This is a genomic window from Saccharopolyspora soli, from assembly GCF_022678645.1.
Lineage (GTDB): Bacteria > Actinomycetota > Actinomycetes > Mycobacteriales > Pseudonocardiaceae > Saccharopolyspora > Saccharopolyspora soli.
The window spans coordinates 16,608-36,625 of record NZ_JALBWV010000041.1 but is presented as its reverse complement, the minus strand read 5'-3'; the positions used below and the strand labels follow the sequence as shown (position 1 = coordinate 36,625).

The window sequence follows — 20,018 nt, the reverse complement described above, 5'->3', positions numbered from 1 at the left end:
CCTGGAAGGGCGCATGTTCTTCGGCGCGGGGAACCGCAGTTCCCCGCGCCGGTCCGACTGCTCAGCCCCAGACCTCGGCGGCGGTCTCCACGACCAGCCGCAACTTCGCCACTTCCTGTTCGTAGGTCAGCGCGTTGCCGTCCTTGGTGGAGGCGAACCCGCACTGCGGCGACAGGCAGAGCTGGTCGATGTCGACGTACTTGCTGGCCTCTTCGATGCGGCGCTTGAGGTCGTCCTTCGACTCCAGCTCGCCGCGCTTGGTGGTGACCAACCCGAGCACCACGACCTTGCCCTTCGGCACGAACCGCAGCGGCGCGAAGGTGCCCGAGCGCTCGTCGTCGAACTCCAGGAAGAAGCCGTTCACGTCGAGCTCGTTGAACAGCGCCTCGGCGACGAAGTCGTAGCCGCCCTCGGCGACCCACGAGGAGCGGAAGTTGCCCCGGCACATGTGGGTGGTGACCGACAGCGTGTCCGGCCTTCCCCGCAGCGAGTCGTTGATCAGCTCGATGGTCTGCAGGTGGGCGTGCTCGGCGTCGTCGCCGCGCGCGGTCAGCTGCGCGCGCTGCTTCGGGTCGTTGAGGTAGGCCAGGCTCGTGTCGTCCAGCTGCAGGTAGTGGCAGCCGAGATCAGCCAGCGCGCGCACCTCGGCGCGGTATGCCGCGGCCAGATCGGCGCGGAACTCGGCCAAGTCCGGGTAGACGGTTTCGTCGATGGCCGCGCGGCCGCCGCGGTAGTGCAGCATGCCCGGTGAGGGGATGGTCAGCTTCGGGGTCGTGGTCTTGACGCGCTCGGCCAGCGCGGTGAACGCGTCGGCGAAGATCGTCTTGCTGAGTCCGATCCGGCCATCCACCCGTAAGTCCGGGGTGACGAATTCGATATCGCCGTCGGTGTTGTGGAACTGCACCTTGAGGTTGGCGTCTTCGACCTTGTCGACCCCGTCGAGCTGGTAGAGGAAGTCCATGTGCCAGGAGCTGCGGCGGAATTCGCCGTCGGTTGCGCTGCTGAGGCCGACTTCTTCCTGCATGGCCACCACTTCGGTGATGGCCTCGTCTTCGATCTTGCGCAGCTCGGCGGCGTCGATGCGGCCCGCGGCGTGTTCGTCACGGGCGTCGAGCAGACGTTGCGGGCGCAGCAGGCTGCCGACGTGGTCGGCGCGAAACGGTGGTGCAACACGTGGGGTCATGCTCGCAACATAGTTTGCGAATGTGAGCATGCCTAGTCTTGATTTCAACCATCTTGTGGGTCCGTTGATCAGCTTGTTCACCGCGTGTGACCAAGGACAATTCGGTACATCCGGTCGAGTGGATAAAATTGCCGGGGAAAACTGACGTCGGGGATGACGGATGGAGACGATGCGGGTTCTCGTGATCGGGGCCGGAGTCGGGGGACTCGCCATCGCCAACGGACTGGTCGACAAGGGCCACGACGTGCGGGTTTTCGAGCACGCCGACGCTCTGCGCACCACCGGCGCGGGTATCACGGTGTGGAGCAACGGCACCGCCGCGCTGCGCGAGCTGGGCATCGACATCGAGCAGATCGGCCGACCGCTGCACAGCCTCCGGTCGCTCACCGAGACCGGACGGTTGCTGTGGGAAGCCGATCTCGGCGAGGTCACCGAGCGCCTGGGCTCGCCGACCGTGCAGATCCCCCGCCGCACGCTGATCGAGCTGATGGCCAACGCGCTGCCGTCGGACGTGCTGTACTTCGGCCGCCGCTGCATCGGCGTGACCGAACATCCGGATCACGTCGTCGTCGACTTCGCCGACGGCACGTCGGTCACCGGGGACGTGGTGATCGGCGCCGACGGCCAGCGTTCGGTGGTGCGCCGCGAGGTGCTCGGCGGCGCGCCCGCGAAACCCACCGGCTGGGCCAGCTGGCAAGGGATGACCACCAGTGACCTGCCCATCGCGCACGGCCACCAGACGCTCAACATCGCGGGCCGCTACGCGCATTGCGGGCTGATCCCGACCGGCGGCGGGCTGCTGCACTGGTGGTTCGACATGCCGTGGAAGGACGGTGACCCGGTGCTGTCGGTCGCCGAGCTGCGGCACGTCTACCGGGGCTGGCCGGACCCGGTCGAGCAACTGCTGGCCTCGGTCACCGACGACGACCTCGGGTTCTTCCCGCACATCCGGCACAAGGTGCCGACGGTGTGGGGCGGCCCCCGCAGCACGTTGCTGGGCGACGCGGTGCACGCGATGCCGCCCGCGGTGGCGCAGGCCGCCAACCAGACGCTGGAGGACGCCTGGTTGCTCACCCAGTTCCTGTCCGATGTGGACGGAAGCCCGGCGGACCTGCTGCGCGCCTACGAGCGGGAACGACGGCCGCGCGCGCTGAAGGTCTCCCGCACCGCGGCGCTGACCTCGGCGCAGCGCAGCACACCGTTGCAGCGCCTGGCGAAGTTCCCGAAGTGGCTGGCGACCCGCAGCCAGGTGGCGTCGCTGCGCTCCGGCAGCAACGTCCTCCGCGGCTTCACCCAACGCCCCCACGTCCAGGTCGCCTGACCACGAGCCGCGGAGCCCGCCTCGTGCGGATGCCGATTTCGCGCTAAATCGGCATCCGCTCCCCACGGAACGCGGCGATTTCGCGCGAAATCGCCCGTCGTCAGGCGCCGAAGGTTTCCGGGTCTGGACCGATGCGCTTGCCGGTCTCCAGGGCGCTGATCGCCGCCACGTCGTCGTCGGCCAGCTCGAAGTCGAAGACCTCGATGTTCTCCTGGATCCGCGACGGCGTCGCCGACTTCGGGATCGTCACGTTGCCGAGCTGGAGGTGCCAGCGCAGCACGACCTGCGCCGCCGTCTTGCCGTACTTCTCGGCCAGCGAGGTCAGCGTGGTGTCGTTCAACAGCCCGCTGTTGCGCCCCAATGGGCTCCACGCCTCGGTCGCGATGCCGTGCTCGGCGTGGAAGGCGCGCAGCTGCGCCTGGGTCAGGTTCGGGTGCAGCTCGATCTGGTTGACCGCGGGCACCACGTCGGTCTCCTCGAACAACCGGCGCAGGTGCGGGATCTGGAAGTTGGACACCCCGATGGCCTTGGCGCGGCCGTCGGCGTGCAACTCCTGGAAGGCCCGCCAGGTCTCCACGTAGCGGTCCTTGGCCGGGACCGGCCAGTGGATCAGGTACAGGTCGACGTAGTCCAGCCCGAGCCTGGTCAGGCTCTCGTCGAACGCCTTGAGCGTGCTGTCGTAGCCCTGTTCGTCGTTCCAGAGCTTGGTGGTGATGAACAGTTCCTCGCGCTTGATGCCCGACTCGGCGATCGCCTTGCCCACGCCCTCCTCGTTGCCGTACGCCGCGGCGGTGTCGATGCTGCGGTACCCGGCCTGCAGCGCCGCCCGCACCGGCTCGACGACCTCGTCGTTGGACACCAGGAAGACGCCATAGCCCAGCTGCGGCATCGGTGCGCCGGTGTTCAGCGTGATGTTCGGAACCTGTGTCATGGGGGTGTTTTCCTCCGCCGATGTCGGATTGGTCGCCCGCGAGCGTGCGCTGCGGGCCGGTGGCGACGGCTGGCGCCGCCTGCGCTGCGGCCACCGTATTCAATGCGGCCGAGCTCGGCTAGCTGATGTCGGCCGCCTCGGTGGGCTGCGCGGCGCGGTGCGAGACGACGACCTCGTCTCGCCGCGGCTGCCGGTCCAGCCAGCCGGAGACCAGCGCGAAGGCCAGGCCGACCAGCGCCAGCACGGCACCGATCCAGCTCGGTGCGGTCAGCCCGAACCCGGCCGCGAGCACCACACCGCCGAGGTAGGCGCCCAGCGAGTTGGCGATGTTGAAGGTCGACTGGATGCTCGCCGAACCCAGCGCGGGGGCTTCTTTCGCCTGGTCGAGGATCCGCGCCTGGATGCTCGGGATGGCCGCGAAGCCGGTCGCCCCGATCAGGAACACCGTGATCGGTGCCAGCACCATGCTGTGCGCGGTCACCACGAACAGCAGCAGGCTGCCCGCCAGCGCACCGATGAAGACGTACAGCGTCTTCATCGGCGCCCGATCGGCCAGTCGCCCGCCGACCGCGGTGCCCGCGGTCATGCCGACGCCGAACAGCGCCAGCAGCCCGGTGACCGCCGTCGGGGTGTAGCCGGTGACGTCGGTTAGCACCGGCTTGATGTAGCTGTAGAAGGAGAAGATCGCGGCGAAGCCGAACACCACGACGGCGAACGCCAGCCACACCTGCGGGCGGCGGAACGCCCGCAGCTCGCCGCGCAGGCTGACGTCGGTGGGCTTGGGCTGGCTGGGCACCAGCGCCGCGACCGCGGCGAGCGCGATCACGCCGATCACCGCGACCAGACCGAACGCCCAGCGCCAGCCGAGCGCCTGGCCGAGCATGGTGCCGAAAGGCACTCCGACGATGTTGGCCACGGTCAGCCCGATGAACATCATCGAAATGGCCTGGGCCCGCTTGTCGGTGGCGACCAGGCTCGCGGCGACCACGGCGCCGACGCCGAAGAACACGCCGTGCGGCAGTCCGGCCACGAACCGGGCGGTGAGCAGCAGTTCGTGCGTCGGCGCGAACGCCGAGAACAGGTTTCCGACGGTGAACAACACCAGCATGCCGAGCAGCATCGCCTTGCGCCGAGTGCGCATCCCCAGCATGGTCAGCAGCGGTGCGCCGATCACCACGCCCAGCGCGTACAGCGAGATGTAACCGCCTGCGTCCGGGATCGACACCTGCAGGTCGGTGGCGACATCGGGCAGCAGGCCCATCATCACGAACTCGGTCGTTCCAATCCCGAATGCGGCGATGGCCAGGGCCAACAGGGCAATGGGCAAGGAAGTCTCCCCAGAAACGAACGTGTCGGTCGGTTTCGGTCCTCGCGTCCTCGCCGTCCGGGCGCACAGCTGTGCACGTCGAATTTCGGGTTTTCGAGGAAGCGATTGGCGGAAGGCGGCTGTCGGTGGCGCTTCCCAGACGCCTTCAACAGTAGCTCGCGCGGCCTTGTTCCTGAAACGATTATGAACCGCGCCACGTCGGACAACGCCCGTTCGGCCCAGCCGGAAAGCTATCTGTCCACAGTGGATGTTCGGAGTGCACTGCGCACATCTGCGGGGCGTTTTCGTTGGGCATTCTGGCAAACGGGAATGGTGGAAACTTTCCGCAACTGACTATCGATCGCCAGTTGATCAGTGATAGCTCTCGGACTCGACCGACCCCCGGTGGACGGAGAGCTCGATGCGACAGCTGCGCTCGAACGGTCTTGCGCTCGTGTTGGCCGTGCTGGCGCTGCTGCTGGTGGGTGCGGCACCGGCGATCGCCGCGCCACCGCAACCGCACCACTTCGTCACCAGGCCGGACCTGAGCCCGCCGATGGTGCAGATGGAAACCCCGGCGAACGGCACCGAACCCGGCTACATCTTCCTCGCGCCGCACGGCACGGCTGCCCAGAGCGGCCCGATGATCATCGACGACACCGGCCAACCGGTGTGGTTCCAACCGGTCGGCGACGGCGCCGGACTGTTCACAATGGACTTCAAGGCCCAGACCTACCAGGGAAAACCGGTGCTCACCTGGTGGCAGGGCGCCCCGCATCCGGGCTACGGGGAGGGCGAGTACGTCGTCTACGACCAGTCCTACCAGCAGATCGCGACGGTTCGTGCGGGCAACGGCCTGCGCGCCGATCTGCACGAGATGGTCATCACGCCGCGCGACACCGCGCTGATCATCGCCTACCACACGGTGCAACTGGACCGGCCGGTCGTGGAGGGCGTGGTCCAGGAGATCGACATCGCCACCGGTGCGGTGCTGTTCGACTGGCACAGCCTCGACCACGTCGGCCTGGAGGAGTCCACGGTGCCGCCGCCGGAGGACCCCGCCGCGCCCTACGACTACATCCACCTCAACTCGATCACCGAAGACGCGGCGGGCAACCTGCTGATCTCGGCCCGGCACACCGACGCGCTGTACCAGCTGGACCGCGCGACCGGCGGCGTGCAGTGGCGGCTGGGCGGCAACCGCAGCGACTTCGCGGTCGCGCCCGAGGCGGTGTTCGCGCGCCAGCACGATGCGCGCTGGCTGCCCAACGGGACGATGAGCCTGTTCGACAACGCCGCCAGCGAGCCCGGTCCGGCATCGCGGGCGCTGGTGCTCAGCGTCGACCAGCAGGCGCGCACCGTCGGACTGGTGCGGGCCGCCAGCCATCCCGGCGGCGCCACCAGCGTCAGCCAGGGCAACCACCAGGTGCTGCCGGGCGGTCACAGCTTCGTCGGCTGGGGATCGCAGCCGCAGTTCACCGAGTTCGACCAGAGCGGGGCGGTGTTGCTGCACGGCTCCTTCGGCGACGGCATGCCGTCCTACCGAGCGTTCCGCCTGCCCTGGACCGCTACACCCACCGACCAGCCGGTGGCCGTGCTGTCCGCTACGACCGTGTACGCGAGCTGGAACGGAGCGACCGAAGTCCGCGGCTGGCGAATCCTCGCGGGCGCGGCACCGGACCAGCTCCGCCCGATCACCGACACCCCGAGATCCGGCTTCGAAACCACCGTCCAACTACCCGGCCCCGAAGCCTTCGCCGCCGTCGAAGCCCTCGACGCGGGCGGCCAGGTCATCGCCCGCTCCGAACCGGTCCCGGCGGGCTGACCCGCGATCGTCAGCGGATGTCGCGGTAGCCGGGGTGGATGCCTGGGGGCAGGTCGTGGCTGTCGGCCAGGCGGCGCAGCAGGTCGAGCAGTTGGGCGTGTTCGGCGGCGCTGAGCGCCTGGCAGAAGTCCGCTTCGTGTTCGGCCGCCACCGACTGGATCTCGCCGAGCAGTTCGGTGCCCTCGGTGGTGAGGGTCAGCTCGTACACCCGGCGGTCCCGGCTGCTGCGGGTGCGGGTGACCAGGCCGCGCCCCTCCAGGTCGTCGATGAACGAGACGACCTTGCTCGGCAGCATGCCGAGGCGACCCGCCAGCGCCTGCTGGCTCAGTCCGGGTTGCGCGGCGATCATCCGCAGCATCCCCACCTGCGGCGGTGTCAGGTCGAGCGCGCCGACGCGGGCACCGAACTTCATCGCGGCATGCTTGCCCAGCTGGACGAGCAGGAACGCGACGCCGGTCTTGGGGAGCTCTGCTGCCACGCCCGTACTCTACCAAATCATTCGTATTATGAACGATTCATGGAAAGGACGATAGTGTCTAGCTGTTGCGGCGCAGGGTCGCGTGCGCCTCGATGTCCAGCCGCTCGGCCATGTGCGGGTAGTGCAGCTCGAACGCCGGTCGGATCGACCGGATGCGCGGCAGCGCGGTGAAGTTGTGCCGCGGCGGCGGGCAGGACGTGGCCCATTCCAGCGAGTTCCCGTGCCCCCACGGATCGTCCACGGTGACCACGGTGCCGAACCGGTAACTGGTGAAGACGTTGTAGAGGAACGGCAGCATCGAAGCGCCCAGGATGAACGCGCCGATCGTGGAAACGGTGTTCAACGTGGTGAAACCGTCCGAGGGCAGGTAGTCCGCGTAGCGGCGCGGCATCCCCTCGTCGCCCAGCCAGTGCTGCACCAGGAACGTCAGGTGGAAGCCGACGAAGGTCAACCAGAAGTGCATCCTGCCCAGCCGGTCGTCCATCATCCGGCCGGTCATCTTCGGGAACCAGAAGTACACCCCGGCGAACACCGCGAACACGATGGTGCCGAACAGCACGTAGTGGAAGTGCGCCACCACGAAGTAGGTGTCGGTGACGTGGAAGTCCAGCGGCGGCGCCGCGAGCAGGATGCCGGTCAGCCCGCCGAGCAGGAACGTCACCAGGAACCCCACCGCGAACAGCATCGGCGCCTCGAAGGTCAGCTGGCCGCGCCACATGGTGCCGATCCAGTTGAAGAACTTGATCCCCGTCGGCACCGCGATCAGGAACGTGGCGAAGGAGAAGAACGGCAGCAGCACCGCACCGGTGGCGAACATGTGGTGCGCCCACACCACCACGCTGAGCCCGCCGATCATCAACGTGGCGAACACCAGCCCGGTGTAGCCGAACAGCGGTTTCCGGCTGAACACCGGGAAGATCTCGGTGACGATGCCGAAGAACGGCAGCGCCACGATGTAGACCTCCGGGTGGCCGAAGAACCAGAACAGGTGCTGGTAGAGGATCAGCCCGCCGTTGGCCGGGTCGAACGCGTGCCCGCCGAGGTGCCGGTCGATCAGCAGCCCGAACAGCGCCGCGGTCAGGATCGGGAACGCCATCAGCACCAGCAGGCTGGTGACCAGGATGTTCCAGCAGAAGATCGGCATCCGCCACATCGTCATGCCCGGACAGCGCAGGCACACCAGCGTGGTGATCATGTTGACCGCGCCCAGGATGGTGCCCAGCCCGCTGACGATCAGCCCGGCCGCCCACAGGTCACCGCCGGGCCCCTGGCTGAACATCGAGCGGGACAGCGGCGCGTAGGCGGTCCAACCGAAGTCGGCCGCGCCGCCCGGCAGCAGGAACCCGCTGAGCACGATCAACCCGCCGAACAGGAACAGCCAGAAGGACAGCGCGTTCAGCCGGGGGAAGGCCACGTCCGGCGCACCGATCTGCAGCGGCAGCACCACGTTGGCGAAGCCGAACACGATCGGCGTGGCGAACAGCAGCAGCATGATCGTGCCGTGCATGGTGAACAGCTGGTTGTACTGCTCCTGGGAGAGGAACTGCAGACCCGGCATCGCGAGCTCGCCGCGGATCAGCAGCGCCATCGCGCCACCGGTGATGAAGAAGAAGAACGAGGCGATCAGGTAGAGGATGCCGATGTCCTTGGGATCCGTGGTGTGCAGCCACGGAATCAGGCGCTTGCCCTTGGGCGGCCGCCCGATGATGCGGGCCCGCGTCGGAACCTGCGTCGGCTCAACCTTGACAGTGGCCATGCCCGCCTCCTGCACTCGCGGGAGCATCCTTGCTGGCCGTAACCCGTTCCAGTCTTGACCCGCCGCGCAACGCCCGCAAACTGCTGCCCCGGCGAACCCGATAAGGCGAGGTGAAGGGCACTCCTCACCCGAATGTGGAGCTCCGCATCGTGGCAGGCGGGTGCGCTCAGGCGGGGATCGTGGCGTGGTCGATCGCACCGAGGGTCATCCGGTGCAGCAGGTGGGACATGGTCTCGGCGTCCAGGTGGGCGCTGTAGGGCGTCGAGTTGATCAGGCCGAACACCGCGTGCGCGGCGGCGCGCGCGGTCGGGCGCGCCAGGTCCGACCGGATCTGGCACAGCACGTCCACCCAGACCTCCACGTAGCTGCGCTGCAGCTCGCGGACCTTGTGCCGGTCCGCTTCGGTGAGGCTGTCCAGGTCGCGCATCTGCACGGTGATTAACGCCGGGTTGGACAGCGCGAACTCGACGTGCCAGCGCACCAGCCGGTCCAACGCGTCGTGCGGGTCCGCGGCGGCGGCGACCCGGTCCTGGCCGCCGAGCAGCAGCCGATCGCTGATCCCGGTGAGCAATTCCGCGAGCATCGCGTCCTTGCTGCGGAAATGCCGGTAGAGCGCGGGCCCGGAGATGCCCACCGCGGCGCCGATGTCGTCGATTCCGACCCCGTGGAACCCGAAGCGCGCGAACTTCTCCGCCGCGGCGGCCAGGATCTGCTCGCGGCGGGACGGTTTCGCTGCGTCGGCGGACATCGAGGTCGATACTAGACGAAACGCGTTAGTCATCGTTAACATCGATCGTGTTAACGATGGCTAACCTCGGTGGAAGGTGTGCCCCATGGATGCGCCCGCCCTGCGCACCGCCGTGGACCCGGACTCGGCGGAGTTCGCCCGCTACACCGATCAGCACGCGAAACTCGTCGACGACCTGAACGCCCAACTCGCCCGTGCCCGGCTGGGCGGGCCGGAGAAGGCCCGCATCCGGCACGTCGAACGCGGCAAGCTGCTGCCGCGCGACCGGGTGGACGCGCTGCTCGACCGCGGCTCGCCGTTCCTGGAGCTCTCGCCGCTGGCCGCGCACGGCCTGTACGACGACGAAGCGCCATCGGCGGGCATCATCACCGGCATCGGCCGCGTGTCCGGGCGGGAGTGCGTGGTGGTGGCCAACGACGCCACGGTCAAGGGCGGCACCTACTACCCGATCACCGTGAAGAAGCACCTGCGGGCGCAGGAAGTCGCGCTGCACAACAACCTGCCGTGCCTGTACCTGGTGGACTCCGGCGGCGCGTTCCTACCCAGGCAGGACGAGGTGTTCCCGGACCGCGAGCACTTCGGCCGGATCTTCTACAACCAGGCGACGATGTCCGCTCGCGGCATCCCGCAGGTCGCCGCTGTGCTGGGCTCGTGCACGGCGGGCGGCGCCTACGTCCCGGCGATGAGCGACGAGGCGGTGATCGTCCGCGACCAGGGCACCATCTTCCTGGGTGGTCCGCCGCTGGTGAAGGCCGCGACCGGGGCCGAGGTGAGCGCCGAGGAGCTCGGCGGCGGTGAGCTGCACTCCCGCACCTCCGGAGTCACCGACCACCTGGCCGCCGACGACGCGGACGCGCTGCGGATCGTCCGCTCCATCGTCAGCACGCTCGGCCCCCGCCAGCCCCGGCCGTGGGACATTGCGCCGGTAGAAGCCCCGGCGGTGGACCCCGAGGAGCTGTACGGCGCGGTGCCGACCGACAGCCGCACCCCCTACGACGTGCGCGAAGTGATCGCGCGGATCGTCGACGGCAGCCGGTTCGCCGAGTTCAAGCACGACTACGGCACGACCCTGGTGACCGGGTTCGCCCGGATCCACGGGCATCCGGTCGGGATCATCGCCAACAACGGGATCCTGTTCAGCGAGTCGGCGCTCAAGGGCGCGCACTTCATCGAGCTGTGCGACAAGCGGTTCATCCCGCTGGTGTTCCTGCAGAACATCTCCGGCTTCATGGTCGGCAAGGAGTACGAGGCGGGCGGTATCGCCAAGCACGGCGCGAAGATGGTCACCGCGGTGGCCTGCGCCCGAGTCCCCAAGTTCACCGTCGTCATCGGGGGCTCGTTCGGCGCGGGCAACTACTCGATGTGCGGCCGGGCGTACTCGCCGAGGTTCCTGTGGATGTGGCCGAACGCGCGGATCTCGGTGATGGGCGGCGAGCAGGCGGCGTCGGTGCTGGCGACGGTGCGCCGCGACCAGTTCGACGCCCGCGGCGAGCACTGGTCGGTGGAGGACGAGGAAGCGTTCAAGCAGCCGATCCGGGACCAGTACGAACACCAGGGCCACCCGTACTACGCCACGGCCCGGCTGTGGGACGACGGGGTCATCGACCCGAAGCAGACCCGAACAGTCCTCGGCCTGGCCATCGCGGCCGCGGCGAACGCACCGCTGGAACCGATCTCCTACGGCGTCTTCCGGATGTGATTGGAGTATCCGCAGCTCAGGTGTCGTGAGTGGTTGCGGTCGCCAGAGCGGCCACAACCACTCACGAGCTAGGTGAAGGGATGACGATGCAGCGCTTCGACACGGTGTTGGTGGCCAACCGCGGCGAGATCGCCGTCCGCGTGATCCGCACGCTCCGGCGGCTTGGCATCCGCTCCGTCGCAGTGTTCAGCGATGCCGACCGCGGCGCGCGGCACGTCGTCGAGGCCGACACCGCCGTCCACATCGGACCGAGTCCGGCGACCGAGAGCTACCTCGACGGCAAGCGCATCCTGGACGCCGCGCGCACCACCGGTGCCCAGGCGATCCACCCCGGCTACGGATTCCTCGCCGAGAACGCGGGCTTCGCCGAGGCATGCGCACAGGCGGGCATCGCGTTCATCGGTCCACCAGCCACCGCGATCGAGTCGATGGGCGACAAGATCCGCGCCAAGCGGACCGTTTCCGCAGCTGGTGTCCCGGTGGTGCCCGGCCGTGACGAGCTGGACATGACCGACCACGACCTCCGCGCGGCCGCGATCGAGATCGGGTTCCCGGTCCTGCTCAAACCCTCGGCCGGTGGCGGCGGCAAGGGCATGCGCCTGATCCACGATGAGTCCACTCTGGACGATCAGATCACGTCGGCCCGCCGGGAGTCGCGGGCGGCCTTCGGCGACGACACGCTGTTCGTCGAGCGCTTCGTCACCCGTCCCCGGCACATCGAGGTCCAGGTGCTCGCGGATGCGCACGGCAACGTCGTGCACCTCGGCGAACGCGAGTGCAGCCTGCAGCGGCGCCACCAGAAGATCGTCGAAGAGGCGCCCTCGCCGCTGCTGGATGCCGCGACCAGGGCCGATATCGGCGCCGCCGCGGTCGACGCGGCCCGCTCGGTCGGCTACGTCGGAGCGGGCACGGTCGAGTTCATCGTCTCCGCGGACCGCCCCGGCGAGTTCTTCTTCATGGAGATGAACACCCGGCTGCAGGTCGAGCACCCGGTCACCGAACTGGTCACGTCGATTGCCGGGGAACGGGGCGTCGACCTCGTCGAACAGCAGGTCCGGGTCGCGGCGGGCGAGCCGCTGCGGTGGGCGCAGCAGGACCTGGCGATCGACGGCCACGCGGTGGAGGCCCGCGTCTACGCCGAGGACCCGACCCGCAACTTCCTGCCGACCGGCGGCGACGTGCTGGCCGTGCACGAGCCGTCCGGCCCCGGCGTTCGGGTGGACTCCGGGGTGCGCGCGGGTGGGCGCGTGGGATCGGACTACGACCCGATGCTGGCCAAGGTCATCGCCTGGGCAAACGACCGAGGCGGTGCGTTGCGCCGCCTGGACGCCGCGCTCGCCGAAACCGCGGTCCTGGGACTGCACACCAACGTCGCGTTCCTGCGCGCTCTGCTGCGCCACGACGACGTGCTGGCGGGGCGCTTGGACACCGGACTCGTCGAACGCGAGCTGGATTCACTCATCGCCGAAAGCAACACGACACCGGAACACGTCTACGTCGCCGCGGCCCTGGAACGGCTGCTCGCCGCCGAGCCGACCGATTCGGTCGTCGACCCGTGGGACGTGCCCGGCGGCTGGCGGCTCGGCGAACCCGCCTGGAGCACCTGGCGCTTCGCCCGGGCTGACGGTGAAGTGCGCGTGAACATCCGCGGCCGTGCCCACGACGCCGTGGTTTCGGTCGAAACGACGCCCGCAACGGCGGTCCACCGGGCCTCGGTCGAAGCGCACGTCGACACGTTGACCGCCACCTACCAGGGCCGGACCCGTCGCTACCGCTACGCGCACGTCGACGGCACCACCTGGCTCGCCGCCGACGGCCACACCTGGGCGCTCGCCGAACTCAGGCTGCTCGCCGATCGGGGTGGCAGCAGCGGCCGATCGGACGGCGTGGTGACCAGCCCGATGCCCGGCACGGTGCTGGTCGCGGACGTCGCACCCGGCCAAGATGTCCACAGTGGACAGCGATTGTTCGTCGTCGAGGCGATGAAGATGGAGCACACCGTCACCGCGCCGATCGACGGCGTCGTCGCCGAAGTGCACGCCAGGAAGGGGCAGTCGGTCGGGCTCGACCAGCCGCTGGCTGTCCTCGCCGCTCAAGAGGAGGTCTAGCGATGGTGGACCACCGGCTCAGCGAAGAGCACGAAGCCCTGCGCGAAAGCGTGCAGACCTTCGCCCGCAAGGAAGTCGCCCCGGTCATCGGCGACTACTACGAACGCGCGGAATTCCCGTACCCGCTGGTGCAGGCGATGGGGCGGATGGGCCTGTTCGGGCTGCCGGTCCCGGAGGAGCACGGCGGGATGGGCGGCGACTACTTCGCGCTGTGCCTGGCCCTGGAGGAACTCGCGCGGGTCGACTCCTCGGTCGCCATCACCCTGGAGGCCGGTGTCTCGCTGGGCGTCATGCCGATCTTGCGGTTCGGCACCGACGAGCAGCGGCGCACCTGGCTGCCCCGGCTGGCCGCTGGCGAGGTCCTAGGCGCGTTCGGCCTCACCGAGCCCGGCGGCGGCTCCGACGCGGGTGCCACCCGCACCACAGCGGTGCTCGATGGCGGGGAGTGGGTGATCAACGGCTCGAAGGCGTTCATCACCAACTCCGGGACGGACCTCACCGGTTTCGTCACGATCACCGCTGTCACCGGCCAGAAGCCGGACGGCGGCAAGGAGATCTCCACGATCATCGTGCCCTCCGGCACGCCGGGCTTCACCGTCGCGAAGAAGTACTCGAAGGTCGGCTGGAACGCCTCCGACACCCACGAACTGGCCTTCGACGACTGCCGGGTGCCCGCCGAGAACCTGCTCGGCGAACGCGGCCGCGGCTACGCGCAGTTCCTCGCGACGCTCACCGAAGGACGGGTGGCGATCGCCGCGGTCGGCGTCGGCCTGGCCCAGGGCTGCGTCGACGAGTGCCTGCGCTACGTCGAGGAGCGCGAGGCGTTCGGCCACCGGATCGGCGAATACCAGGCGATCCAGTTCAAGCTCGCCGACATGCAACTGCGGGCGCACACCGCGCGGCTGGCCTACTACGACGCGGCATCGCGGATGCTGCGCGGCGAGCCGTACAAGATGCAGGCCGCGATCGCCAAACTCGCCTCGTCGAACGCGGCGATGGACAACGCCCGCGACGCCACCCAGATCTACGGCGGCTACGGGTTCATGAACGAGACCCCGGTCGGCCGCTTCTACCGGGACGCCAAGATCCTGGAGATCGGCGAGGGCACCAGCGAGGTCCAGCGCATGCTGATCGCCCGCGAGCTGGGCTTGCCAGCCTGAATGCGCGAAGTCGGCGCCGGGCAGCGAGGGCCTGGCGCCGACTGGCGGTCATCGGTCGGGGGTTTGGTCGGGGTCGGGGATCAGCGCCGGAAGCGATTCTGCGGCACGGTGATCTCGTCGGTCTGCTCGACGTCGGAGTACCCGGCGTGCGCGCCGCGTTCCCGCGCTGGCCGGGGAGCCTGCGGTGCGTCCTGGCCGGGCCACACCGGCGGCTGGCCGCCCGGCGTCGGCTCCGCTTCTTCGAGGTGCTGCAGCACCCAGTCGCGGGCCAGCGCCGCAGGCGAGGTGCCCTGCTTGGCCGCGAGTTCCCGGAGGCGCTCGTTGGCCATCAGCGGCAGCCGCAGCTGGTAGACCTGAGAGCCGCCGAAGCGACGTCCGGCTCCGGTGGATTCGAGGTCCTCCTCCGGGGCCAGCGCAGCCAAGTACGAGTCGAACTCGGGATCCGGTTCGGCCGAGTCGGCGGGTTTCTGCCGCCCTCGGCCCGTCTTCGTTCGTCCTATAGCCACCCGCACACGATAACGGTTGGGTTGCGACCCGCGAGCAGCTGTGATCCCTGTCACTGTGAGTAGTGGATCGAACGGGCCCGAGGAAGCTGTGGCTCCGCTGCGTGACCACTCGGCCGAATCGGTCCCCTGAACAGCGGAGGGCCCCCGCGCCAGGGGGAGGAACGCGGGGGCCGGAGGGGATCTCCACAGATGCTGACCGGGGGTGTGTCAGCGACCCGATTGTGGCATGCGGTAGGGCCCTTTGGGGAGGTTTCGCCGCACGATTCGTGCGTCCGGCAGTTTCGCGGCAGGTCCGGTCGGCGGTCTTGCGCGCCGGTCCGGAGTGCTACGCGGCGGAGTTGTCGCTGGGCCAAGCGGTGACGGTGTACCCGGCCTCGGCGACGGCCGAGGTCACCGCATCCCGGCTGAGCTCCTGGTCGCTGGTCACCGACACCTGGCCGCTGTCCACCGCGACCTGCACATCGGTGACACCCGGAAGATCGGAAAGCTCCTCGGTGACCGATTTCGCGCAATGGCCGCAGGTCATACCACCGACGGTGAACGTCTGACTGCTCATGCGAGTTCCTTCCTGGCAGGTTTTGGCCACGACTCGATGCGGGTATCCGACAACGGTGTCGAACGTCCAGTGTGGACGATCGCCGCGGGGGGCCGAGTGGCGGGTGTGACGAGAGCAATATCCGAAGTGGATCGAGGTACCCCAGCTGATTACTCTGAGTCGAAGGTAAATCACTCTCTGGGGGGCTGCGGGTGTTGACAACCTGTGGATAGCCTGCGGCGAAACCTGAGGCCGGGGAGGCGTCATGTACGGGTCGCTGGACGTACGAAAGTTCTTGTGGCAACAGGAAGACGGGCATTCGCGGCAGTCCGCCGCGGTCCCCGTCCCGCGCGCTGGCGAGCCATCACGGATCTCGTCGGAGCAGGTGCACCGGGCCAGGATGGCGGTCGCCCGCAGCGCGGAGAACGCCGAGGACTGCAAACTCCTGCTGGACATGCTGGGACTGGCACCTGACGAGGACGGGCAGCCACCGGTCACCCGCTGACCGGGAGCGTTTCCGGGCCGCTCGCGGCACGGGGCGCGGGACGCCGGTATCGAGGTGAGTCCGCTGGGCACGGTGGCCGGATTCGCGGTAACTTCCGGTGGCATAGTTGATCATCCGTTCGTGGGCCACGTCGCTCGGGCGGATCACGGAAGACCTGCCACGTGCCGGAGTCGCACCATGCCGCAGCAGCATCGGGCCAAACTCACCCGCCGCGCCATCCTGGCCGCCGCGGCGGAGGAGTTCGACCTGATCGGCTACCAGGCCACCACGCTGAGTGCGATCCTGCGGCGCAGCGGCATCACCAAGGGAGCCTTCTACTTCCACTTCACGGCCAAGGAAGCGGTGGCCGAGGCGATGGTCCGGCGGTACCTGCGAAGCGTGGCTGAGATGCGGCAACGGTGGCTGAGCCGAGGGCTCGACCCGCTGTCGACGGTGGTCGGGCTGACCGGCGAGGAGGCCCGCAGGCTGGAGCAGGACGTCATCCACCGGGCCGGACTGCTGCTCACCTGCCAGCGCATCGGCACGCCGTCCGGGGACGGCTGGGACGAAGTGCTCGACAACCTGATGCACAAGTCCGCGGCGGAGGGCCAACTGCGCGCTGGTGTCGATCCGGCGGAGGCGTCGCGGGTGGTCTTCGCGGCCCTGGTGGGGGCACGCGCGGTCGGTCCGGATCCGGTCGGGCTGGCCGAGCGCTTCGCGGAGGTCTGGCGCGTGGTGCTCGCCGGGGTCGCTCGGGACGAGTGGCTGCCCGCGCCGAGCTGACCGGACGATCTTGAGTCGCGGATCACATTACCTCTTTTTGTCTGGTTCGCGGTGATCTCGTGCTCGTGTCCGGCCTCGGGTGCGCGTCGACTCGCTCCGAAAGGTGTTGCCCGAGAGGTATGAATCGGCAGGTCAGGTGGTTAGCATGGGCGCTGGGCACGGTCCGGGACAGCGACGCGTGGCGGTGGCGCATGGTTTATCGACCCCCGCTTTGGGGGCCGTGCGGGCATGTCGTAAGCTTTCATCACTGCCAACGGGGCGCTCTGAAAAGGGAAAGCCGGTTGGAGGCAAGGCCGGGTCGGTTTCGGATCGGCCAAGCCCCCATCGTCTAGCGGCCTAGGACGCCGCCCTTTCAAGGCGGTAGCGCGGGTTCGAATCCCGTTGGGGGTACGAACAACTGAAGATCGAGAGCATGGCCCAGTGGCGCAGTTGGTTAGCGCGCCGCCCTGTCACGGCGGAGGTCGCGGGTTCGAGTCCCGTCTGGGTCGCCAAGGCGAACGGCAGCGAGCCGGACGCTATCGGCCAGGTAGCTCAGTTGGTACGAGCGTCCGCCTGAAAAGCGGAAGGTCGGCGGTTCGACCCCGCCCCTGGCCACCGCTTAAGACCTGCGAAAAGGCCGCTACCGATCCGGTAGCGGCCTTTTCGGGTCTCAGCTGGCATCCTAGAAGTAGGCGTTCAGCCGGTCGGCGACGTCCCTTCGGAGGGCGTCGGTCTCGTGCACGTATCGCTGCTTCATGGTGACCATCGACCAGCCCATCATGTCCATCACGGTCCGGTCGGGGACCCGGGGATGAGCAGGGCGGAGGAGAGTCGATCGACGCGCGGTTTCCTGCCGACCTCCGAAACTCGGACTCTTTTGTCCGGGTGTCGGGAATTCCAGGCATTCAGGCGGTGTAGCCGCCGTCGATGTTCAGGCTTGCGCCAGTCACGAAAGCCGCTTCCGGACCGGCGAGGTAGGAAGCCATCGCGGCGACCTCGTCGGAGGTGCCGTACCGGTCCAGAGCCATCACGCTCAGCATGCTCGCCGCCAACGGCCCAGTTGCGGGGTTCAGATCGGTGTCAATCGGGCCAGGCTGAACGTTGTTCACGGTGATACCGCGCGGCGCCAGTTCCCGCGCCAATCCACGGGTGAGGCCCGCGACAGCGGCTTTGGTCATCCCGTAGACCGACAGTCCGGCGATCGGAATCCGGTCGGCGTTGATGCTGCCGATGGTGATGATCCGCCCCCCGTCGCTGAGGTGCTTCAGTGCCTCCCGAATAGCGACCACCACACCACGAACGTTCACGTCGATCAGTCGGTCGATGTCGTCCATGGACAGCTCGTCCACGGGTTGTACCGCCCCGACGCCGGCATTGTTCACCAGAATGTCCAACCCGCCGAAGGTCCGTACCGTCTCGGTGACAGCGGCGGCGACATCGTCATGGTTGGCGCTGTCAGCGTGGATGGCCACCGCGCGCCCGTTGGCCGCCTGGATGCCCGCGACGACCTCGTCGGCCTTGTCTCTGGAGCTGGTGTAGGTCAGCGCGACGGCGGCGCCATCGGCCGCCAGACGCCGAGCCACAGCCGCTCCGATACCCCGAGAACCACCAGTGACAAGGGCGGTCTTTCCGCTGAGCGGGTTGGCCATGTTGATCTCCTGAAGCTTTTTGACTGCACGTTCAATATGTCTCCAACGTGCCATCGGACAACGGCCTGGTCAAGCGGTATATTGAACGCTCGGTCTCGAAGTTGTTGTGAGGTGTCTAACGTGCCGATGGGCCGCCCGCGCGAGTTCGACCTGGACGAGGCGCTAGCCGCCGCGCTGCGCGTGTTCTGGGCGAAGGGCTTCGAAGGCACGACGATCGCGGATCTCACCGAGGCCACGCAGCTGAAGCGGGGCAGCATCTACGCAGCCTTCGGCTCCAAGGAAGGTCTGTTCCGCCGGGCCCTGGATCGCTACGTAGCCACCGTGTTCAGCTACGCCGACGATGCGCTGGCTCAGCCTGCCGTGCGAACAGTCGTCGAGAAGTTCCTACGCGGTGCCGTCCGGGCCTCCACCGGCGAGAACACCCCGGCGGGCTGCCTGCTCGTCCAGGGTGCTCTCGCCGCTGGCGACGAGGCCCGCGAGATCCGCGACGAGCTGGCCAACCGTCGAGCCATCGGAACCGCTCGGCTCCGAGAACGCTTCGAACGCGCGGCCGCTGAAGGCGACTTGCCTGCGCACGTCGACCCCGAGGCGGTCGCCCACTACGTCGTCGCCCTCGCTCAGGGCATCGCGGTCGAAGCCTCATCTGGCGTCAGCCGGGCACGGCTGGACCAACTCGTCGATCTGGCTCTACTCCGACTTCCCTGGGAACAGGACACATTCGCCGCTGGCGGCACGTTGTGAGTTGAATCCCCACGGTTCACCCATCACCAGTCCTGGCTTACCGGAGTCGCCGGGCATCTCGCCGTTGACGAGTACGTGCCAGCCGGGCACCGGCACAGGCGTCAGCGCGAACCTTCCTACTTGTCGTGCTGTCGGCGGACCATCTCGTTGATCCAGATGGGCGCGAACGGCGACGTGCAGCCCGGCGAAGTCGGGTAGTCCTTGAGCACCTCCAGGCGCTCGCCGATGTCGATTGCACGGGCGCGGTGCTCGGCGTGCTCGATCCCGATCTGGGCCAGGCAGTGGTTCATCGCCCACTGCAGGCGATCCTGGGCGTCTCTCATCTCCGCCTCGATGACGTCGAGCAGTCCCGCGAGGTCGAGGCCCTCGGGCTTCTTCGCCACGCGCTCGGTGGTCAGCGCCCAGCCAGCGCTCGCGACCACCGGATCCGGATCGGCGGACCAGGCCAGGCGCAGCTCTTCGGAGTGCGGGTTCTTCTTCACCACGTAGTTCACGAGCCAGTCGTGCACCTTGGGGGTGCGCGCCTTGCGCAACATGACGTCCAACTCGTCACGCTCGAACGCCTTCGGGCGGCAGATCAGGATCGCCAGCAGTCTCGCCGCGGTGTCATCCGTCTCCCAGAGTTGGCGCGCGAGTTCCTGCTGCGTCTTCAGCTGCTTCGCGAGCGCGCGCAGTTTGCTGAGGTTCACACCGTGATCGTCACCGTGTTTCTCGTTCACCTCACGTGTCTTCGGGTCCTCAAGCGCGGCCAGCTCGGCCACCACCTCGGCCACCGTCGTCTCGGCCACCGCAGCCTCCTGTCCGTCACGTCTGAGGTTCAGCCTAC

General features: G+C 68.3%; 18 protein-coding genes and 3 tRNA genes. 11 read left to right on the top strand and 10 right to left on the bottom strand.

Annotation, left to right across the window (positions count from 1 at the left end):
* Window positions 1-61: 61 nt before the first annotated feature.
* The gene (locus MOQ72_RS27480) at window positions 62-1,183 is read right to left on the bottom strand and encodes a 5-methyltetrahydropteroyltriglutamate--homocysteine S-methyltransferase (protein ID WP_242188567.1); all 1,122 of its coding nucleotides are present in this window, start codon (window positions 1,181-1,183) and stop codon (window positions 62-64) included.
* A gap of 169 nt (window positions 1,184-1,352) precedes the next feature.
* Between MOQ72_RS27480 and MOQ72_RS27475 the strand changes: the two genes are divergently transcribed.
* Window positions 1,353-2,504, top strand: coding sequence for an FAD-dependent monooxygenase (locus MOQ72_RS27475; protein ID WP_242188566.1), 1,152 nt, complete (start codon window positions 1,353-1,355; stop codon window positions 2,502-2,504).
* A 100-nt stretch (window positions 2,505-2,604) separates the two neighbouring features.
* Here the strand turns inward: MOQ72_RS27475 and MOQ72_RS27470 are convergent, their stop codons facing one another.
* Window positions 2,605-3,435 (bottom strand): aldo/keto reductase, encoded by an 831-nt coding sequence (locus MOQ72_RS27470; protein ID WP_242188565.1) that lies wholly within the window; start codon window positions 3,433-3,435, stop codon window positions 2,605-2,607.
* 118 nt (window positions 3,436-3,553) lie between these two features.
* Complete coding sequence (locus MOQ72_RS27465) at window positions 3,554-4,762, bottom strand: MFS transporter (RefSeq protein WP_242188564.1); 1,209 nt, start codon at window positions 4,760-4,762, stop codon at window positions 3,554-3,556.
* A 400-nt stretch (window positions 4,763-5,162) separates the two neighbouring features.
* Between MOQ72_RS27465 and MOQ72_RS27460 the strand changes: the two genes are divergently transcribed.
* On the top strand, window positions 5,163-6,566 hold the full coding sequence (locus MOQ72_RS27460) for an arylsulfotransferase family protein (RefSeq protein ID WP_242188563.1): 1,404 nt from the start codon (window positions 5,163-5,165) through the stop codon (window positions 6,564-6,566).
* A gap of 10 nt (window positions 6,567-6,576) precedes the next feature.
* Here the strand turns inward: MOQ72_RS27460 and MOQ72_RS27455 are convergent, their stop codons facing one another.
* From MOQ72_RS27455 to MOQ72_RS27445, 3 genes are all read right to left on the bottom strand, one after another.
* Window positions 6,577-7,044: a MarR family winged helix-turn-helix transcriptional regulator gene (locus tag MOQ72_RS27455; protein WP_242188562.1), complete on the bottom strand. Its 468-nt coding sequence runs from the start codon at window positions 7,042-7,044 to the stop codon at window positions 6,577-6,579.
* 58 nt (window positions 7,045-7,102) lie between these two features.
* Complete coding sequence (ctaD, locus tag MOQ72_RS27450; protein WP_242188561.1) at window positions 7,103-8,800, bottom strand: aa3-type cytochrome oxidase subunit I; 1,698 nt, start codon at window positions 8,798-8,800, stop codon at window positions 7,103-7,105.
* Between the two features lie 166 nt (window positions 8,801-8,966).
* Window positions 8,967-9,548, bottom strand: a complete 582-nt coding sequence (locus MOQ72_RS27445; protein ID WP_242188560.1) for an SACE_7040 family transcriptional regulator — start codon at window positions 9,546-9,548, stop codon at window positions 8,967-8,969.
* Window positions 9,549-9,633: 85 nt separating this feature from the next.
* Here MOQ72_RS27445 and MOQ72_RS27440 point away from each other — a divergent pair, with 85 nt between their 5' ends.
* The 3 genes from MOQ72_RS27440 to MOQ72_RS27430 all read left to right on the top strand — a co-directional run bounded on the left by MOQ72_RS27440 (window position 9,634) and on the right by MOQ72_RS27430 (window position 14,515).
* Window positions 9,634-11,247 carry a carboxyl transferase domain-containing protein gene (locus MOQ72_RS27440; protein ID WP_242188559.1) on the top strand — a complete coding sequence of 538 codons (1,614 nt, stop codon included), beginning with the start codon at window positions 9,634-9,636 and terminating at the stop codon, window positions 11,245-11,247.
* An 80-nt stretch (window positions 11,248-11,327) separates the two neighbouring features.
* A complete protein-coding gene (locus tag MOQ72_RS27435; protein WP_242188558.1) occupies window positions 11,328-13,355 on the top strand; it encodes an acetyl/propionyl/methylcrotonyl-CoA carboxylase subunit alpha in 2,028 nt (675 codons plus the stop codon).
* A 2-nt stretch (window positions 13,356-13,357) separates the two neighbouring features.
* Window positions 13,358-14,515 (top strand): acyl-CoA dehydrogenase family protein, encoded by a 1,158-nt coding sequence (locus MOQ72_RS27430; protein WP_242188557.1) that lies wholly within the window; start codon window positions 13,358-13,360, stop codon window positions 14,513-14,515.
* Window positions 14,516-14,595: 80 nt separating this feature from the next.
* Here the strand turns inward: MOQ72_RS27430 and MOQ72_RS27425 are convergent, their stop codons facing one another.
* Both MOQ72_RS27425 and MOQ72_RS27420 read right to left on the bottom strand, forming a co-directional pair.
* Complete coding sequence (locus MOQ72_RS27425; RefSeq protein WP_372495557.1) at window positions 14,596-15,021, bottom strand: hypothetical protein; 426 nt, start codon at window positions 15,019-15,021, stop codon at window positions 14,596-14,598.
* 325 nt (window positions 15,022-15,346) lie between these two features.
* Window positions 15,347-15,577, bottom strand: a complete 231-nt coding sequence (locus MOQ72_RS27420) for a heavy-metal-associated domain-containing protein (protein WP_242188556.1) — start codon at window positions 15,575-15,577, stop codon at window positions 15,347-15,349.
* Window positions 15,578-15,821: 244 nt separating this feature from the next.
* Here MOQ72_RS27420 and MOQ72_RS27415 point away from each other — a divergent pair, with 244 nt between their 5' ends.
* The 5 genes from MOQ72_RS27415 (at window position 15,822) to MOQ72_RS27395 (ending at window position 17,417) form a co-directional block, all read left to right on the top strand.
* Complete coding sequence (locus MOQ72_RS27415; RefSeq protein ID WP_242188555.1) at window positions 15,822-16,061, top strand: hypothetical protein; 240 nt, start codon at window positions 15,822-15,824, stop codon at window positions 16,059-16,061.
* Between the two features lie 177 nt (window positions 16,062-16,238).
* Complete coding sequence (locus MOQ72_RS27410) at window positions 16,239-16,823, top strand: ScbR family autoregulator-binding transcription factor (RefSeq protein WP_242188554.1); 585 nt, start codon at window positions 16,239-16,241, stop codon at window positions 16,821-16,823.
* Between the two features lie 317 nt (window positions 16,824-17,140).
* Window positions 17,141-17,213 (top strand) — tRNA-Glu (locus MOQ72_RS27405).
* A 24-nt stretch (window positions 17,214-17,237) separates the two neighbouring features.
* Window positions 17,238-17,314: transfer RNA gene (locus MOQ72_RS27400), tRNA-Asp, on the top strand.
* A gap of 29 nt (window positions 17,315-17,343) precedes the next feature.
* A tRNA-Phe gene (locus MOQ72_RS27395) sits at window positions 17,344-17,417 on the top strand.
* Window positions 17,418-17,707: 290 nt separating this feature from the next.
* Here MOQ72_RS27395 and MOQ72_RS27390 read toward each other — a convergent pair.
* On the bottom strand, window positions 17,708-18,451 hold the full coding sequence (locus MOQ72_RS27390) for a 3-oxoacyl-ACP reductase family protein (protein ID WP_242188598.1): 744 nt from the start codon (window positions 18,449-18,451) through the stop codon (window positions 17,708-17,710).
* Window positions 18,452-18,577: 126 nt separating this feature from the next.
* Here MOQ72_RS27390 and MOQ72_RS27385 point away from each other — a divergent pair, with 126 nt between their 5' ends.
* Complete coding sequence (locus tag MOQ72_RS27385) at window positions 18,578-19,192, top strand: TetR/AcrR family transcriptional regulator (protein ID WP_242188597.1); 615 nt, start codon at window positions 18,578-18,580, stop codon at window positions 19,190-19,192.
* 116 nt (window positions 19,193-19,308) lie between these two features.
* Here the strand turns inward: MOQ72_RS27385 and MOQ72_RS27380 are convergent, their stop codons facing one another.
* Window positions 19,309-19,980: a DNA alkylation repair protein gene (locus tag MOQ72_RS27380; RefSeq protein ID WP_242188553.1), complete on the bottom strand. Its 672-nt coding sequence runs from the start codon at window positions 19,978-19,980 to the stop codon at window positions 19,309-19,311.
* Between the last annotated feature and the right edge of the window lie 38 nt (window positions 19,981-20,018).